Annotated in this window: 9 protein-coding genes; 2 read left to right on the forward strand and 7 right to left on the reverse strand. The window is 70.7% G+C overall.

Translation table 11 applies throughout. The features are described 5' to 3' along the window. Positions 1–259: 259 nt before the first annotated feature. The 6 genes from fxsT to pdxH all read right to left on the reverse strand — a co-directional run bounded on the left by fxsT (position 260) and on the right by pdxH (position 10182). Complete coding sequence (fxsT, locus tag P3T39_RS15740) at positions 260–4279, reverse strand: FxSxx-COOH system tetratricopeptide repeat protein (protein WP_280698215.1); 4020 nt, start codon at positions 4277–4279, stop codon at positions 260–262. Next, positions 4276–5643, reverse strand: coding sequence for a TIR-like protein FxsC (locus tag P3T39_RS15745; protein ID WP_280698217.1), 1368 nt, complete (start codon positions 5641–5643; stop codon positions 4276–4278). The genes fxsT and P3T39_RS15745 overlap by 4 nt, the downstream gene beginning before the upstream one ends. Positions 5644–5814: 171 nt before the next feature. Next, complete coding sequence (locus P3T39_RS15750; RefSeq protein ID WP_280698218.1) at positions 5815–6603, reverse strand: AAC(3) family N-acetyltransferase; 789 nt, start codon at positions 6601–6603, stop codon at positions 5815–5817. 26 nt (positions 6604–6629) lie between these two features. Then, the gene (locus tag P3T39_RS15755; protein WP_280698220.1) at positions 6630–9029 is read right to left on the reverse strand and encodes an FxsB family cyclophane-forming radical SAM/SPASM peptide maturase; all 2400 of its coding nucleotides are present in this window, start codon (positions 9027–9029) and stop codon (positions 6630–6632) included. Positions 9030–9056: 27 nt separating this feature from the next. Continuing rightward, positions 9057–9239 (reverse strand): FxSxx-COOH cyclophane-containing RiPP peptide, encoded by a 183-nt coding sequence (gene fxsA / locus P3T39_RS15760; RefSeq protein ID WP_280698222.1) that lies wholly within the window; start codon positions 9237–9239, stop codon positions 9057–9059. A gap of 319 nt (positions 9240–9558) precedes the next feature. Further along, positions 9559–10182, reverse strand: coding sequence for a pyridoxamine 5'-phosphate oxidase (gene pdxH, locus P3T39_RS15765; protein ID WP_280698377.1), 624 nt, complete (start codon positions 10180–10182; stop codon positions 9559–9561). Between the two features lie 401 nt (positions 10183–10583). Between pdxH and P3T39_RS15770 the strand changes: the two genes are divergently transcribed. Then, positions 10584–11684, forward strand: coding sequence for a citrate synthase 2 (locus P3T39_RS15770; protein ID WP_280698224.1), 1101 nt, complete (start codon positions 10584–10586; stop codon positions 11682–11684). Positions 11685–11807: 123 nt separating this feature from the next. After that, positions 11808–12926 (forward strand): phosphoserine transaminase, encoded by a 1119-nt coding sequence (gene serC / locus P3T39_RS15775; protein WP_280698226.1) that lies wholly within the window; start codon positions 11808–11810, stop codon positions 12924–12926. A 180-nt stretch (positions 12927–13106) separates the two neighbouring features. On the opposite strand, the gene P3T39_RS15780 is transcribed toward serC, so the two are convergent. After that, complete coding sequence (locus P3T39_RS15780) at positions 13107–13979, reverse strand: AraC family transcriptional regulator (protein WP_280698228.1); 873 nt, start codon at positions 13977–13979, stop codon at positions 13107–13109. Positions 13980–14054: the final 75 nt, after the last annotated feature.

Consider the following 14054-nt stretch of genomic DNA (forward strand, 5'->3'; position numbering starts at 1 on the left):
TCGGCAGTGCCCGCACCCGGCGCCGCAGCTCCCCGTCCAGTTCCGCCACTGGCTCCAGCCGCCCGGCCCAGACGCGCGCGGCCACCACAGTTCCGAGGACCTACACACCCAGGCATCCAGCACGGATCGGGGTCGTGCAGCGGCCGGCCCTCCCTGATCTGCTCCCCCTTGCCCCGAAGGGTCTGCCTTCCGTTTTCGCGCACGCAGTTGATCAAGCAGAGCCCCGCGCCCCCGAACAGTTGCCCGTTGCCGTCCGGGCTTAGACCGGTTGGGGTTCCAGGTCGCGGTTGATGCGCTTCCAGCCGCGGGCGGAGACGGTGTTGGGGTGTTCCTCGCCGAAGAGCCGGATCAGTTCGGCCACCGCGTGGTCGCGCAGTTCGGTCGCCTGGGAGAGGCGGCCCGCCTTGCGCAGGGTGACGGCGAGGTTGGCCTCGCAGGCGATGGCGTCCGGATGGGTGGGGCTGTACCGGTTGCACAGGCCCGCGTAGGCGCTGCGTTCCAGCTCCTCGGCCTTGCCGAGCTGCCCGTCCTCGCCAAAGCCGTTGGCCAGGTTGATCATCGCGTTGAGGGTGAACGGGTGGTCGGGGCCGAGGACCCGCTCAAGACCGGCGACGGTGTGCCGGCCGCGCCGGATCGCCTCCTCGACCTCGCCGCTGCCGCGCAGGTAGATGCCGAGGTTGTTCTCGCAGGCCAGGGTGAACGGGTGTTCGTCGCCGAACAGCCGTCGGTGGCCCTCGAAGACGGTGGTGGCGAGATCGCGGGCGGCCTCCTTGTCACCGGAGGCGCTGTGGTCGGCCGCCAGGTTGAGTGCGCAGGCCAGGGTGTCGGCCGCCTCGGCGCCGTAGCGGTCGAGGTAGCGCTCGTAGGTCTGCATGGTGAGCTGCCTGGCCTCGCGCAGATGGCCTTCCCGACGCAGCGACACCGCAAGGGACTTGGCGTTGCGCAGGTTCTCCGGCAGGTCGGGCTGGAGGATGTCGGCGAGTTCCTCGGTGACCTCCCGCAGGAGTTCGATCGAGCCCTTGTAGTCGCCGACCTCGCGCAGGTCGCGGGCGAGGTTGGACTTGCTGGAGAGGGTGTACGGGTGCCTCGGCCCCAGCACGGCGAGTCGGCGGTCGAAGGTCTCCTGGTCGAGGTCGCGGGCGGCCTCGCTGTCGCCGACCAGGCGGTAGTCGATGGCCAGGTTGTTGGCGATGGAGAGCGTTCGGGCGTTCTCGTCGCCGAACAACTCCCGGAACTGGCTGTAGGTTTCGAGGTCGAGGTCGAGGGCGTCCTGGAACCTGCCGAGTGCGCGCAGGTCGGCGCCGAGCGATCCGGCCGTCATCAGGGTGTACGGGTTGTGCTCGCCGAGCAGCTCCCGCTGTCCGGCCAGGGTGGACTCGTCCAGTTGCAGTGCGTCGGAGTAGTTCCCCTGTGAGCGCAGGACGTTGGCGAGCTGGAAGTTGAGGCTGAGGATCTGGCGGCGCAGGTTGCGCCGTTCGAGGTCGTCGACCTCCCCGGCCAGCCGCTCGACCCAGGTGCTGTCCAGCTGCTCGGCCAGGGCCCGGGCCCGGTCGAGGTCGGTGCGCTTCCAGAGGTAGCGGACGCGGTCGATGAGCAGTTCGCGGGTCTCGCGCTCGTCGCAGTCCTGCGCGCGGGAGGGCGTCAGGTGCGGCCAGATCTTCTCGAAGCGCGGCCAGTTGGCAGGGTTGTCGGTGTCGCCGAGGACCGGGCGGGCGCCGACCAGGATGCGGTGCACCTCGTGCATCGCGTTCACCCGCTCGTCCTCGTTCATCTCGGAGCGGACCACGGCCTGCACCAGACGGTGCACCTGGAAGCTGTTGCTGGCGGCGTCCACCTTGGCCAGCGCGTACCGGCCGACCGCCTGGATCACCTTGCCGAGCATGAAGGTGTCGCTGAGGTCCTCGTCGTAGCGGACCAGGGCGCGGATCATCTGGTCGCTGTAGAAGAGGTCCATCGAGATCGGCTCGGGCGCGAAGAACGCACAGAGCTGCAACAGCCTCACCGCGGCCGGGGACTGCTCGCGCAGCCGGGCGATGGACACGTTCCAGGTGGCGCCGACCTGGCTGGGGTAGTCGACCGGGCGACCGACGGCGAGGGCCTTGGTGGCCTCGGCGTGCAGCTGGGCGACATAGGTGTCGACCGGGGTGCGGGTGGTGTCCAGCCAGGCTGCGGCGACCTCGACCGCCAGCGGCAGGTCGCCGACGGCGTCGGCGACCCGGTCGGCGTCCTGCCGCGACAGTCCGCGGGTACGGCGGGTCAGGTGCTCGATGCTCTCGCCGCGGGTGAAGACGTCGACGCCCAGCACCCCGGCCTGGCCCGACCACGCCTGGTTGCGCGAGGTCACCAGGATGTGCCCGGAGCCGCCGGGGAAGTAGCGGCGGATCTCGGAGGGTTCGTCGGCATTGTCGAAGATCAGCAGCCAGCGGGACGTCGGCGTGCCGCGGCGCAGGGCCTCGCGAGCGGCCTCCGCGGCCTCGTTGACGCTGTCGCCGACCCGCAGGCCGAGCCGGTTGGCGAGGTCGGCGAGCGTGGTGGGGACGAGTTCGGTCTGCTCGGCGTCGATCCACCAGACCAGGTCGTAGTGGGACATGTAGCGGTGCGCGTACTCCAGCGCGAGCTGGGTCTTGCCGACGCCGCCGAGGCCGTAGAGCGTCTGCGGGGTGGGCAGCACCACCGTCGGCCCGCCGACCAGCTGGTCGCGCAGCTCGTCGAGGACCTTGGTGCGCCCGGTGAAGGAGGGGTTGCGCTGTGGGACGGACCAGTACGAGGGCTTGGTGCCTGGGAAGCGCGGGACGGCTCCGGTGCTCTCGGCGAGCGCGGTGTCGCCCCGCCCGAGCGCGCGCAGCAGGATGGTGGCGGCCTGGTCCTCGTCCCGGCCGACCAGGTCGACCGGGTTGCGGCTGTTGAAGGGCGCGGCGAGCCGGACGTCGCTGACCCGGACCGGGACCAGCTGGCGGCGCGTCCCCGCCGGGTCGAATCCGGCCATCGAGTCCCACAGGGCCCTGGCCTGCGGCGAGCGCAGATAGGCGGCGGAGAACACCGCGACCGTCCGGAACGCGGCGTCGATGCCCCGCTCGGTCTCCGAGCGCGAGTCCGCGCCCGCCCCCAAGTCCCTGGGCACCACCCGGAATCCGGCATTCTCCAGCACGGCGGCGATCCAGTCCGCCCACATCCGGTCCTCGGGCACATAGGAGAGGTACAGGTCGGCCGGAACGGTCGGGCGGCGCCGGGTGTAGGCGTCCACGAAGCGCAGCCGTACCTCCTCGTCCAGCGGGGGCAGTCCGGTGACCCGGCCCTTGGTGATCACCGAGGTGATCCGCTCGCAGGCGGCCAGCATCGAGGTGGGCGTGCCGACCTGGTCGCCGAAGGTGGCCAGAATCTCCTCGTAGGCGTAGAACGGCCGGTACGGGACCTCCACCGAGCCCCAGTACTGGGCGAGTTCCTCGTCGGCCAGGCCCTCGGGCAGGCCGCCGAAGCGCAGCCTGGCCAGCGCCCGCCCGGCGTCGGCTTTCTCCTTCTCGCCCTCGTCGATCCGCATCGGCACCGGCAGGATGCGGATACCGCGCTCCCGGTAGCGCTCGTTGATGTGCTGGGCGATCTTGGAGGCGCCCTCGATGCTCTGGTCGCTGAGGGTGAAGCACACCACCAGTTCGTCGGGCATCTGCACGGTGCAGATCTCGGCGATGTCGGAGAGCCCGGTACGGCTGTCGATCAGCACGTAGTCGTAGCGCCGGCTCATGTCGCGGCGCAGCGCGTCGAAGAACTGCCCGCCGTCGAACCGCTCGTAGAACAGGTCCCAGTCGAGCCGGCCGACCGTCTCGGAGTAGTCCCGGTTCGGCTGCCCGGCCGAGAGGAAGTCCAGGCTGCCGCCGGGCGGGAAGCCGGGCCAGGAGAGCGAGAGGGCGTGCGGGTGGACCCGGGCGAAGTCCTCGTGCCAGCCGGGGGCGTGGTCGACCTCGCGCAGTGCCTCCTCGCGGTACTCGGTGATCAGGTCCATCATCCCGGTCGTCCCGGCGAGGGCGGCCGGGTCGAGGAAGGGGTGGAAGAACCGGGCCAGGCCCGGTGCCTCCAGGTCCCAGTCGACGGTGAGCACCCGAAACCCGTTGGCGGCCAGGATCCAGGCCGTGTTGGCCAGGGCCATGGTGCGGCCGGTGCCGCCCTTGTACGAGTAGAAGGTGATGATCCGGCCCTGCCGGTCCTCGTTGGCCTGTGGTTCGGCCTCCGGCACGGTGGCGCTCTGGGCGCGCAGCCGGAGGTTCCTGGTCGGGTTCTCGGTCATGCTTCTCCTCCCCCGAGACCGGTCCCCGGGGGAGGACCGCCCTCCTCGTCACGGGCTGCCTCCTGACCGCCCGGCTCGCCGCGCCCCGCTCCGGGCCGCCACGGTCTGGGCTCCCCGCCGAAGGCCTCCCGCAGACTGGGCTTCGGCGCGCCCGGCCTGCTCTGGCCGCCCCTGGAACGGTCCTCGAAGGCGTACTTGGCCCGCATCGCGGCCCGGGGCAGTGCGTCCTCGAAGTCCTCCAGGGTGGCCAGTCCGGCGGCGTCCTCCTGGAAACTCGGCTTTGCCTCACGGCGTTTGAACTTCAGTGTTCTGGCACTCAGTTCGGACAGCGGACGGTCCTGCTCGACACAGTCCGCATCCGAGGTGTTCCACGGTTCCAGCACGCTCACCCAGGGCGGGTTGGTCCGATCGAATCGGGCGACGATTTCCCGCCGTTCCTCGTCCCGCAGCGCCCAGCGGTCCAGCAGGACCAGGCCGGGCGCGGCCGGCTCCCCGTTGGAGAGGATCTCCTCGACTTCCTCGTCGAACTCATGGAGGCTCGGGTGGAATCCCAGCTGCTTGGCGAGGCGCATCGCGTGATCGGCCAACGGCCTTGAGGACTGCGGCTGGTAGGGATGCCAGTCGAGCCGGCGCGGACCGTAGTAGTCGGGGTTGCGGCCCTCGGGAAGCTCCGACTGCCGGTAGGAGAAGACCGAGATCCGCAGCTGCTTGGTGGGTGCAAGGGCCTTGAAGGCGCTCGGCTGGGCCTGGAAGTCGAGCGGGCGCCCGACCGGGATCACCGTCTCCTCGGCCACGTCCACGATCCGCTTGGCCAGCCGGTGCACGGCCAGCTCGTAGGAGGTGCGGAAGTAGCTCAGTTTCATCAGCGCGTACAGGCCCTCGGCCGCGTAGTCGGGGCCGAAACTGCTGTGGTTGAACTGGAGTTGGCTGGCCACCTCGGGCAGCTGGTAGTTGCCCATGGCCACCCAGAGCACCGGAACGATTCCACTGGTCCGCTCCGAGGTCGCGCGCTCCGGATAGACCGGGCGCTGGGTGAAGGAGTACCACTCCTGGCCGCAGGCCAGGCTGTTGAAGTACCGCGGGGAGTAGAGCGGGACGAAGACCCGGCAGGCGGCCAGTTCCTGGGAGAGTCGTTTGGCCCACAACTGCCCCTGGTGCATGGACTGGTCCATGAAGCCGACCGGTGCACCCTCCGGCAGGTCGGTGAGCTGGAGCACTGCCTCGCACAGATCCTCGTACAGCTTGCTCACCCAGTGGTTGGGGTCTCCCGCTCCTCTGGTACCCGCACGCGGAGTGTGCGCATAGCTGAGGAAGAAGTACGGCCGCGCCGCGTCCTCGTCCCAACCCCCAGGGTCGTCGTACACACGCGCCTCCCCCGAGACCGTCCGGTGTGTGATGGTGGTGTACCGCACCGGACGTAGCCGGTACTACGTCCGGTTCCCAGATATGTCGTTCCCTCACAGAGGGCCTTCAGTCTAGGAACCTCGGCTTCCCCAATGGAATAGGGCAACACCGGCCGTTCATGCGTGCTCGCGTCAAATGTGGTGATCACGAAGGAACTTGTCGGCCACGTCAACCCCCTCAGTGATCCTCAGCAGGTAGCAGTCCGCATCACCGAGAGTACCCGCGAGCAGGCTCGGCATGCCCGCTTCCAGCGCGGAGGCCATCGGCTCGAAATGCTCGTCCCTGAGGTGGACGGCCTCGAAGTGCACCCATCGACGCTGCCCCCGGCGGTCGGTGACCACACAGCCGTAACGCTGCATCGGCGGGTCCTGTTGCCGGTATTCGGCCAGGTGGAAGGCGGTGCAGCACCAGACGGGGACGCCGATCAGAAGAGCGCGGGCACCCCGGTCGTGCAGCCTCTGCACCGGCGAGTGCACGCCCAGGTGCTCGGCCCAGCGATGACGGCGCATCAAGTCCCTGGCCCCGTGGCCGAGTGCGGTGAAGGAGGTCTGCGGATGGCTGCTGCGCACCGCTTCCGGCTGACGGCGGACCAGCTCGGAGAAGTGGCCGAGAATCTTCGATGTGGGCGTACGGGAGCGGTCGAACGGCGGCCGGGTGTCCCAGTACGCCTGCCGCTGCTCGGGCGTCATACCGTCGGTGGGGGCCAGCGCCAGCCGGGAGGTGTTGGAGTTCTCGGGCGTCGCCGTGTAGACGACCAGCGTGCCGTCGGGGCCGAGCACCCGTAGCAGCGCCTCCAAGAGAGTCCGGGCGCCGTCCGCCATCGGCCCGATCGAGCGGAGCGAGGACTGCACCAGCAGCGTCTCGCCCCGCTGAACGCCCAGGCGGCCGAGATCCGCCTCCAGCCGATCGACACCGTGCATCGCGGGCTCCCCCTTGGAGCGACGGGTCAGGAACCGGCCAGGGTGGAGCGGGCGCGCCACTCGGCGAGGTTCTGCTCCGCCGCCCGGCGCGCGGCGCTCTCCGCCTGCGCCCCTACGGACAACTCCAGCCAGGGCGCGAGCCCGGCGTGCATCCCTTCGACGAAGCGCGCCCCGAGCGCCGTCAGCGCACCCGAGCCCGCCAGCGTCTCCAGCGCCTGCGCCGTGTGCGCCCGCCAGGTCGCCAGCTCCACCCGCGCGTGCTCGGCAGGCTCGCCCGGCAACCCGTCGTACGCCCGGACCCGCGTCGCCCAGTACTCGGTGACCGCCAGGTGTGCGTACGTCCCTTGCAGCAGCCCCTCCAGCGGGCGCGGGTCGGGCCGCCACGGGGCGTAGTAGCCACGCTCGTCCGCCGGGTCGTACAGATCGTGGAAATCCAGCACCGCACCCAGCTTGACGTGCTGGAACTCGTGCGCGATCAACAGTGCCAGGGTCGGCGCGGTGACGGGCCTTGCGATACCGACGGCGCCGAACGCCTGCCGGGCCGCCGCACTGACGTCCCGCCCGGCCGGGGCCGGACGCAGCGGGGTGATGGTGCCGAGACCCACCCGCAGCCCGGGGGCATGGCCGGGCAGATCGCGCAGGATCAGCTCCCAGGCTTCGCGCAAGGAGCCCGTCCAGCGCAGCAGCTCGGCCTCGGACAGGCGGTCCTCGACCGGCCACTGGTGCCTGTCGCGCTGCGGGTCGGTGTCCTCCAGGGCGACCGTCCAGCCACCGGGCAGGGCGAGCCTGCGGACGGGCTGCCAGCACTCGCTCTCCGCCGAGTCCCAGCCGACGCGCACCCCGCGGACGGTGAACCCGTCGGCGTTGCCGCGCAGTTCGGCCTGGCCCGCACCGACGGTCAGCACCCGGCCGAGCGTCGGCAGGTGGACCGCGCCGCCGCGGACGGGCACCGGCAACTCGAAGTCCAGGCCGGCCCGCAGCGCGGCGGCCGCCGCGATCTCGGCGAGCGAGCCGAGGTCGGCGCCGGGCTCGCCCTGTAGACAGCGCACCGCCCAGGCCCGTACATAGGGGTGGCCGAGGACCGCGTCCAGCGCTTCGGGAGCGCGGGCGTCCAGCTCGGTGAGCAGCGACCAGGGTTCGGCGGGCTCGGTGGCGAGGGCGGCCAGCAGGCGTCTGGTGACGCCCAGTTGGGCGGTGGCCAGTGCGGACACCGTCGTCGCGTCGGCGTGGCCTCTGGCCAGCTCGTCCAACTGGCGCTCGGTGAGCATCGGTTCGGGGCGCGCGGCCTGGGCGGGAACGGCGGCGCGGGTGACCACCCGGTCGCGGATGGTGGTGATCAGTTTCATCAAGTCCCCGCAGAAGACGGAGGGGTTGGCGAAGCCGCGGCCGCTGCGGTAACGGTGCGCGTACAGCCCACCGCCGCAGGAGCGGACCACGGGACAGGACCGGCACTCCTCGCCCAGTCCGGCCAGGCCGGACTGGCGCTCGACCATGCCCGGGTGGGCGGCGACCTCGTCCAGGGTGTGGGCGAAGAGATCGAAACCGGTGGCCGGTGCGCCGTCGTAGGCGGTCTTGAGGCTGTCCGCCTGCTCCAGGGTGCCATCGGTCTCGATCACGACCAGGTCGGCCGGGTCGAGTCCGAGCGACTCGGTGAGGCTGGACTGCCCGCGCAGGGTGCGGTGGACGGAGTCGAAGGTGCGCACCGGGACGGGACGGCCGTGGTCCGTCCAGCGGTCGTAGACGGCCATCAGCCAATCTCCGTAGGGCACCTGCCCCGCGCCGTGCGGCCGCTTCGGGGGCTGGTCCCAGGTGGCGTGCGGGAGGAGGAAGTCGATCCGGGGCGGTTCGAGGGCGACCAGTGCGTCATAGACGGCGACCGGATCGTTCTCGATGTCGATGGTGCAGAGCAGCCCGGCGTAGAGGTGCCGGTACTCGGGGAGCCGGAGCAGCTCGATCGCGGCGAGGACCTTGGCGTGGCTGCTGCGGCCGTCGGCGAAGCGGCGGTGGCGGTCGTTGGCGACCCGGTCGCCGTCGAGCGAGACGCCGACCTTGATCTCCAGTTCGGCGAAGAGCTCGCAGAAGGCCCGGCTGAGCAGCACACCGTTGGTGTGGATCCGCAGATCGAGGGCGCAGCCGGGCGGGAGCGCGCGACGGAGTTCCTCGGCCGCGCGCCGCAGCAGGGCGGGTCCGGCCAGCAGGGGTTCGCCGCCGTGCAGGACGACATGGACGGCCGGCAGCCGGTGCACCCTGGCGTGTTCGGCAATCCGTTCGGCCGCCTTGGCCAGCACCCGCTCCGAGACGGCACGGGGTTTTCCGCGCCAGCTGGTGTCGGCGTGTTCGTACACATAGCAGTGATCACAGGCAAGATCGCACCGACTGTGCACTTTGAGGACGAACTGCGAGAACGGGACCAAAGACGGGGACATCAGCGTCTGCCGGCCGTATCTGACCTGTCAGATCGAGGAGTTGAAGGCCGCCACAGCGAGCTGGCCCGAATCACCGCCGGGCAGTACCCGGTGCAGATCGGCGGTGAGCCTGTCGGTGCCCAGAGCGGCGAGCGAGGCGAGGGAGGCCCGTGGGGCCGGCTCCTCGACTGCTTCGCGGTCAGCTGGCCCGGTGACGAGTGCGGCGACCATGAGATGTCTCGTTTCTGCGAGTGGAACGGTGAGGGTTGGGTCAAACGCAGAAGCACTCCCCTCGCCCTGGTCCACCCGACTGCGAGTATCCCGAGAGGCGCCTGCCGTTTCCCCGCAATTAATCCGTTCGAGTGGATGATTTCAGTAAGTTGGCCGAATGTCGTTACTGCTACTGACGGCATCCGCTAATGCGCGCGCGAGCCGTCGCGCCGAGCATAGGCCGACCGGCCTGGAGACACACCGTCTCGGCGGGCATTCCATCGCTTCGGCGGACCCACCACTACTGCAGTCGGCGTAGACCAGTCACCACGGCGTCCGGTCACGGACAGAGACGCTCGACCCGCCAGCCGTCACCCTCCGCGACGTACCGCAGCCGGTCGTGCAGCCGGTTCTCCCGGCCCTGCCAGAACTCAACCACCTCGGGGACCACACGGTAGCCGCCCCAGAACGGCGGGACGGGCACCCCCTCGCCCTCCGGATAGCGGCGCTCCAGCTCGGCGTAGCGCTGCTCCAGCACCTCGCGGCTGCTCACCGGGCTGGACTGCTCGCTCGCCCAGGCGCCGAGCTGCGAACCGTGGGGCCTGGTACGGAAGTAGGCCGCCGTCTCGTCCCGGCCCACCTTCTCCACCCGCCCGGCCACCTGCACCTGGCGGGCGATCGCGATCCAGGGAAAGAGCAGCGCCGCACAGGGGTTGACGGACAGTTCGCTGCCCTTCTGCGAACCGTAGTTGGTGAAGAACACGAAGCCGCGCCGGTCGTACCCCTTGAGCAGGACCGTCCGCGAGCTCGGCCGGCCCTCGGCGTCGGCGGTGGAGAGCACCATCGCGTTGGGCTCGACCACCCCGGCCTCGTCGGCCTCGTGGAACCAGCGGGTGAACTGGGTGACCGGGTCGGCTGCGAGCTGCTCCTCGACCAGGCCCTCGTGCTGGTAATGCTTGCGCATCACGGTCAGGTCCGGACCCGGCCGGTCCTCGGTCGGCGTGGTCAGCGATGTCGGGTGGCGTTCCGCGGTAGGCACGCCAACATCATCCCGTACGACAAGCGTCGGGCACCGCTACGTCCGGGCAAACCCGGGTGGGAGATAAGGTGTCACGCCACCGCCTCGCCAGTCACCGCACAGGGAGTACGTCCGGAATTATCCGGTGCTCCCCGGAATGTCCGCCGCCGCTGTCGGACCCGGATGCGGGTTGGATGTGGCCCCAGGGGAAACATCACCGTGGTGGTGTATGGCGCAATGCACTCCGTGCCTGCCAGTCTGGCACCGAGTGCCAACCACCAACGGTCACCCGGCGGAACCGCCCCACCTTGGCGTCCGTCGGACCGGATCACTGAAGGAGCCGTCTGATGTCCGATTTCGTACCCGGGCTTGAGGGAGTAGTCGCCTTCGAGAGCGAGATCGCCGAGCCCGACCGTGAAGGGGGCGCGCTGCGCTACCGAGGCGTGGACATCGACGACCTGGTCGGCCATGTGTCGTTCGGGCATGTCTGGGGCCTGCTGGTGGACGGCAAGTTCAACCCGGGCCTGCCCGCCGCCGAGCCGTTCCCGATCCCGGTGCACTCCGGCGACATCCGGGTCGACGTGCAGTCCGCGCTCGCCATGCTCGCCCCGGTCTGGGGCCTCAAGCCGCTGCTCGACATCTCCGCCGAGCAGGCCCGCGACGACCTCGCCCGCGCGGCCGTCATGGCGCTCTCGTACGTGGCGCAGTCCGCGCGCGGCCAGGGCCTGCCGATGGTGCCGCAGCGCGAGATCGACAAGGCCGAGACGGTGGTCGAGCGGTTCATGATCCGCTGGCGGGGCGAGCCGGACCCGAAGCACGTCAAGGCCGTGGATGCGTACTGGACCTCGGCCGCCGAGCACGGCATGAACGCCTCCACCTTCACCGCCCGCGTGATCGCCTCCACCGGCGCGGATGTGGCAGCGGCCCTGTCGGGCGCCGTCGGCGCGATGTCGGGCCCGCTGCACGGCGGTGCGCCCTCGCGCGTGCTGGGCATGATCGAGGAGATCGAGCGCACCGGCGACGCCGCCGGCTACGTCAAGCAGGCACTGGACAAGGGCGAGCGCCTGATGGGCTTCGGCCACCGCGTCTACCGCGCCGAGGACCCGCGCGCCCGGGTGCTGCGCCGTACCGCCAAGGAGCTCGGCGCACCGCGCTTCGAGATCGCCGAGGCGCTGGAGAAGGCCGCGCTGGAGGAGCTGCACAACCGCCGCCCCGACCGGGTGCTCGCCACCAACGTGGAGTTCTGGGCCGCGATCATGCTCGACTTCGCCGAGGTCCCGGCGCACATGTTCACCTCGATGTTCACCTGTGCGCGCACCGCGGGCTGGTCGGCGCACATCCTGGAGCAGAAGCGGACCGGACGCCTCGTGCGCCCCTCCGCGCGCTACATCGGCCCCGGCCCGCGCAGCCCGCAGGAGATCGAGGGCTGGGACAGCATCGCGCACTGACGCACCATCACTCTTTGGGGTGGGCTCGGCGTTGCGCTCCGGGCCCACCCGCACGGTAAAGATCGCATCTCAGCGGGCGGACTGCCATATCTCCCGTATAGACCAGGGCAGTAGGCTGCGCCCGTGGCTCAGATCCAGATCCCCGCTGACAGTCTGCCCGCTGACGGCCGTTTCGGCTGCGGCCCGTCCAAGGTGCGCCCCGAGGCCCTGAGTGCCCTCGCCGCCACCGGAACCTCGCTGCTGGGCACTTCGCACCGCCAGGCCCCGGTCAAGAACCTGGTCAAGCGTGTCCGCGAAGGCGTGAGCAGCCTGTTCTCCCTCCCCGAGGGTTACCGGGTCGTGCTCGGCAACGGCGGCTCCACCGCGTTCTGGGACATCGCGGCCTTCGGGCTCGTACGCGAGAAGTCCCAGCACCTCGACTTCGGCGAGTTCTCCTCCAAGTTCGCCTCCTCGGTGAAGGCCGCCCCGTGGCTGGCCGAGCCCACCGTGATCAAGACCGCGCCCGGCACCCACCCGCAGCCGGTCGCCGAGGCGGGCGTGGACGTGTACGCGCTCACCCACAACGAGACCTCCACCGGTGTCGCCATGCCGATCCGCCGCCCGGCGGGTGCGGACGAGGGCTCGCTGGTCCTGGTCGACGCCACCTCGGGCGCCGGCGGTCTGCCGGTCGACATCACCGAGACCGACGTCTACTACTTCGCCCCGCAGAAGTCCTTCGCCTCCGAGGGCGGGCTGTGGCTGGCGGCCTTCTCCCCGGCCGCCCTGGAGCGTGCCGCCGAGATCGCCGCCTCCGGCCGGTACATCCCGCCGTTCTTCGACCTGCCGACGGCGATCGACAACTCCTCGAAGGACCAGACCTACAACACCCCGTCGCTGTCCACCCTCTTCCTGCTGGCCGACCAGCTGGAGTGGCTGAACAGCCAGGGCGGCCTGGACTGGGCCGTGGCCAGGACCGCCGAGTCCTCCTCGATCCTCTACACCTGGGCCGAGAAGTCCGCCTTCGCGCAGCCCTTCGTGGCCAAGCCGGAGGAGCGCTCGCAGGTGGTCGGCACCATCGACTTCGACGAGTCGGTCGACGCCGCCGCGGTCGCCAAGGCACTGCGTGCCAACGGGATCGTGGACACCGAGCCGTACCGCAAGCTGGGCCGCAACCAGCTGCGCATCGCGATGTTCCCGGCGATCGACCCGGCCGACGTCCAGGCCCTCACCACCTGCATCGACTACGTGGTCGAGAAGCTCTGACCCTCAGCTGCACCGGAGCCCCTCAAGGGGCAGGGGCGAACCTGTAAGGGGCACCCCTGCCACTGGGGGGCTCTTCGGGTTACTTGCCCACCAGGGAGCTGACGATCACCACTGCGAGCAGCAGTACCAGCGCGCCGGAGACGATTCGCATTCGAGTCTTGGGGTCCACGGTCATCGAGGTTACCGGGTGGCTCTGCGGGCTTCGGCACTCCCCCGTTCCGGCCCGTACGGCTCGCCGGGGTCCTCGCCCCGGTACTGCTGGGCCCTGAACGCCGAAGGCGGCAGGCCGACCCGGCGGGTGAAGAGCCGGGTGAAGTACGCCGGATCCTCGTACCCGACCCGGCGGGCCACCGCCGCGACCGGCAGTTCGCCGGCGGCCAGCAGCTCCTTGGCCTCGTTCAGCCGGACGGTCAGCAGGTACTCCTTCGGCCCGACCGCGCCGACCGCCCGTACCGCGCGCCGCAGCTCGGCCACGGTCAGCCCGGCCCGGCGGGCGTGCTGGGCGATGGACAGCGGCAGGCAGGCGTCCCGGCGCAGTACTTCGAGGACCGGTTCGCCGTCCAGGTCCAGGTCGGCCCGGTGGCGGCGCAGTTCGACCAGCAGTTCGTGCACCCCGGCCGTGGCCTCGGCACCGACCAGCGGACCGCCGCGCCGGCAGGCGGCGGCGATCCGGCCGATCACACGCTGGGCCGCCTCCGCACCGGTCAGCGGGGTGACCGGGACGCCGGGCAGCAGGCCGAGTTCGGCGTATCCGACGGTACCGCTGCCGGTGAAGTCGACGAAGGACTCGGCCCACCCGCCCTCGTCCGGCGCGTAGTGGTGGGTCACGCCGGGGCGCAGCCAGAGCACGGCCGGGGCTCTCACCGGCTGCCGTACGCCGTCGGGACCCGCGAACCAGCCCCGGCCGCTGGTCACCACCACGGCCACCCAGTGCTCCAGGGCGCGCGGCCCGACCATGGGCAGTCGGCCGCTCTGCATGCCGACGCCCAGGCAGGCCAGGCCGGTGGAGAGTTGGGCAGGCCCCGGTGTGAGGTACTGCCACCACCGCTCCACGCCTGTGCCCTCCCCGGTCGGTCGCCCTCGACAATCCAACACGCCCCGGGGCTTTGTCCATGGCCCCCGACCTGC

It is taken from the genome of Kitasatospora sp. GP82 (assembly GCF_029892105.1).
Taxonomy (GTDB): Bacteria; Actinomycetota; Actinomycetes; order Streptomycetales; family Streptomycetaceae; genus Kitasatospora.

Bases quoted from the DNA above. Each gene is read 5' to 3' on its own strand.
- fxsA (WP_280698222.1), bottom strand. From the start codon at position 9,239: ATGGTCGCCGCACTCGTCACCGGGCCAGCTGACCGCGAAGCAGTCGAG.
- P3T39_RS15750 (WP_280698218.1), bottom strand. From the start codon at position 6,603: ATGCACGGTGTCGATCGGCTGGAGGCGGATCTCGGCCGCCTGGGCGTT.
- P3T39_RS15770 (WP_280698224.1), top strand. From the start codon at position 10,584: ATGTCCGATTTCGTACCCGGGCTTGAGGGAGTAGTCGCCTTCGAGAGC.
- pdxH (WP_280698377.1), bottom strand. From the start codon at position 10,182: ATGCGCAAGCATTACCAGCACGAGGGCCTGGTCGAGGAGCAGCTCGCA.
- P3T39_RS15755 (WP_280698220.1), bottom strand. From the start codon at position 9,029: ATGTCCCCGTCTTTGGTCCCGTTCTCGCAGTTCGTCCTCAAAGTGCAC.
- fxsT (WP_280698215.1), bottom strand. From the start codon at position 4,279: ATGACCGAGAACCCGACCAGGAACCTCCGGCTGCGCGCCCAGAGCGCC.